The sequence below is a fragment of the Kitasatospora sp. NPDC059648 genome, assembly GCF_042734825.1.
Lineage (GTDB): Bacteria > Actinomycetota > Actinomycetes > Streptomycetales > Streptomycetaceae > Kitasatospora.
This window is the reverse complement of sequence record NZ_JBHWDU010000201.1, coordinates 1-3,154: the sequence shown is the minus strand read 5'-3', so window position 1 is coordinate 3,154 and position 3,154 is coordinate 1. Positions and strand designations below refer to the sequence as shown.

General features: G+C 69.0%; 3 protein-coding genes and 1 pseudogene. 3 read left to right on the top strand and 1 reads right to left on the bottom strand.

Annotated elements, in window-relative coordinates; all coding sequences use genetic code 11:
• The 3 genes from ACFV1W_RS40375 to ACFV1W_RS40365 all read left to right on the top strand — a co-directional run.
• Positions 1 to 436, top strand: a 436-nt coding sequence (locus tag ACFV1W_RS40375) for an IS5 family transposase (RefSeq protein ID WP_380422537.1), incomplete at its 5' end; no start/stop codon positions are given.
• 246 nt (positions 437 to 682) lie between these two features.
• Positions 683 to 1,657 (top strand): RNA polymerase sigma factor SigJ, encoded by a 975-nt coding sequence (gene sigJ / locus ACFV1W_RS40370; protein WP_380422535.1) that lies wholly within the window; start codon positions 683 to 685, stop codon positions 1,655 to 1,657.
• Positions 1,658 to 1,932: 275 nt separating this feature from the next.
• Positions 1,933 to 2,241 (top strand): MarR family transcriptional regulator, encoded by a 309-nt coding sequence (locus ACFV1W_RS40365; RefSeq protein ID WP_380422534.1) that lies wholly within the window; start codon positions 1,933 to 1,935, stop codon positions 2,239 to 2,241.
• A 718-nt stretch (positions 2,242 to 2,959) separates the two neighbouring features.
• Here ACFV1W_RS40365 and ACFV1W_RS40360 read toward each other — a convergent pair.
• Positions 2,960 to 3,154: pseudogene (locus tag ACFV1W_RS40360) on the bottom strand (transposase family protein); the annotation flags it as partial.

Sequence of the window (3,154 nt, the reverse complement as noted above, 5' to 3'; positions counted from 1 at the left end):
CCGAGGCCGACCTGGCTCCAAGCACCATGTGATCGTCGACCGTCACGGCACGCCGCTGGCCGTCTCCCTGACCGGCGGGAACCGGCACGACGTCAAGCAGCTCCTGCCGCTTCTGGCCCTGATTCCGCCCATCCGGGGCCTGCGTGGCAGACCTCGCCGACGGCCACGCCGGTTGTTCGCCGATCGTGGCTATGACTACGACAAGTACCGTCGAATCCTCCGGCGCCGTGGCATTACCCCGAGGATCGCCCGCCGCGGCGTCGCCCACGGCTCGGGGCTTGGGAAGACACGTTGGGTGGTCGAGCGGACCTTCGCCTGGCTCCACCAGTTCAAGCGCCTGCGGATCCGCTACGAGATACGTGCCGACCTCCACCTGGGCCTGCTTCAACTCGCCTGCAGCATCATCTGCCTGCGACGACTCCGAACCTCATTCTGAAACGATCAGTCAGTAGCGGGCGCCAGCGCGGACTCCACGCCGACGAGGCGGTTGGCGGCGACCAGGTGCTTGAAGACCTTGCCCATCACCGGGCTGGCGAAAGGGTTCAGGCGGGCTTCCATCATGTTCTCCTCGGTACCTTGTCCCCTGGTGCCCTCTGGGACAGGGCAGCCCGGCCGCCTGTGACAGACCGGCCGGTGTGACGCGCGCCACCCGCCGCGGTGGCGCCGGAAGGGACGGGGCTGCATGACGGAATCGGCGCACGTGGCGCACGTGGCGGAGGCGGCCGGGTACCGGCCGCTGCTGTTCTCCATCGCCTACGGCATGACGGGTTCGGTCGGCGACGCCGAGGACCTCGTCCAGGACACCTTCCTCAACCTCACCCGCGCCGAGCAAGCGGGCACCACCGTCACCAACCTCAAGGCGTACCTGACGACCTCGGTCACCCGCCTGGGCATCAACCACCTCGGCTCGGCACGCGTGAGACGCGAGACCTACGTCGGCGAGTGGCTGCCCGAACCGGTCGTCGCCTTCACCAACGGCCCCGGCCACACCCCCGCCGAACACGCCGAACTCGCCGACTCGCTGTCGATGGCGTTCCTGATGATGCTGGAAGCCCTCTCCCCCGTGGAACGCGCGGTGTTCCTGCTACGCGAGGCCTTCGACTACAACTACCCCCAGATCGCGCAGCTTACCGGAAAATCCGAAGCCAACTGCCGCCAGATCCTCACCCGGGCCAGGAAACACCTCGCCGCAACCACCGACACCCCGCCCCCGCCCCCGCCCCCGGCCCGACGCACACAGAGCGACGAGCTGGCCCGCCGCTTCTTCCAGGCCGCCGCCGGCGGGAACCTGGAGGAACTGCTCGCCATGCTCGCCCCCGACGTCGTCCTGCACGGCGACGGCGGCGGCAAGGCCCTGGCCGTCGGCCGCCCGGTCGCCAACCCGCTGCAAGTCGCCAAACTCCTCCACAGCGGTCTGCGCCGGATCACCGAACTCGGCGCCGCCCTCGTGCCGGCCCGCGTCAACGGCCACCCCGGCCTGGTCACCTACGACACCCAGGGACGAGTGCTCAACGTCCTCGCCCTCGACATCGCCCACAACGGCACAGTGCACAAGATCCACGCCGTGGCCAACCCCGACAAACTCCGCCACCTCGGCCAAGTCTCCCACCTCGGCCTACGCACACCCCGCAAACAACAGACACGCCAGACGTCCTGACCCGCAAGGCCAAAGCCTCGCCCGCACTCCCCGCCTCGACCAACCGCACCCCGAACAGGAAGCCCGACACGGGCACACCCCGCAGGGCGCCGCAACACCCTGCGCCACCCCACGACCAGCGCCGAACCGGCACCGCTTCGGCACCGGTCACCGGGAACCTCCCACTCACCCACGACAACACCACACCGACCACCGTCCGCCGCCGACAGCAGCCGGGACCTGCACCCGAACCCGAGACCGCGCAGCACCGCCGGATTCCTGGTCTGGCGCCGCTCATGGCCTCGCTGCACACACTGACACGCCGCGGCCAGCAACCCAGTCAACGCCAACTCGCCGACCACACCGGCCTCGAAGCCCTCTACATCTCCAAACTCGCCCGCACCCTGGAGAGCGCCGACCTCCTCACCCGCACCCGACACCCGAACGATCCACGCGCAATGCAACTGTCGCTCACCGAGCAGGACGCCATCGAACGCGGCTGGCCCCGCGAAGTCGAACGTCACACCGCCATCGCCGACCGCGTCCGGAGCCTCCTCGCGGACCTCGGCGAGAGTCCTGACCCCGACCCTGGCGATCACTGCTGAACCGACCCGGACCCTCACGGATTGAAGAACAGGGTGGACAGCCGGACGGCAACAGCCCAAGGTGGTCGGCATGCCGTCCCTGAGGAGCACCCCCCGAACGGCTCGCCACCGGACCCCGCTCACCAAGGCGGAACGCGTCCACGTGCTCGACGAGTTCAACGCCGCCGTGCGCTGTCCCGACGCGCACGGCGGCCTCGCGCGCTTGCCTTCCTTCCCGACGCCCTCGCCCAGGACGAGGCACAGCCCGACGGCACGCGGTGGATCGTGGACGACAACGCTCGGTTGAACATGGCGGCATTGCTGCGCTACTGCTTCCCCCAGCCGGAGATTCACGTGGTGGCTGCCGAGTACGGCGCCGCAGCTCACAACCGTGGCTGGCTCCGTCTCGATCGAGCCTTGGCGACTCACGACTACACGAGCCTCGTCGAGACGGCCGAAGGCTGGGCAGAGACCGACCGCACGCTCGACGATGTTCTGCAGGTCTATAGTCGTCCCTCCGCGATCTTTGGCGACCAGGATCCGCGTTCGGCCAAGACCCTTGGCTACGCTTCCGGCGATCGGACCGACCCGCTCGCTTTGTTCCACTTCGGCGAGGCGGGAGACGCCCGTCGGCACGCCTGCTCGCCTTCCGGAGCGGTGACGACATGTTTGGAGCGAGCATGGGCTTCACCCCGTTCGGCGACGCCCTTGCTGACGAGCGCGACAAGCGCCAACAGAGTAGGATCTTCCAGGCCTTCGTCCGGGCGAAGACGTGCTCGACGCGTGCGCGAACCTGCTTGTGTTCGCGGTTGTGTTCGACCTGCCACTCGGTCAGCTAACGCCACGCGACCGCCGGTGGGGACTACCAAGTCCGTGCCCGGGTAGCCGCCGTCGGCGATGGTCGTGGACACCGCCGCCCGCCACGGCGCCCGAC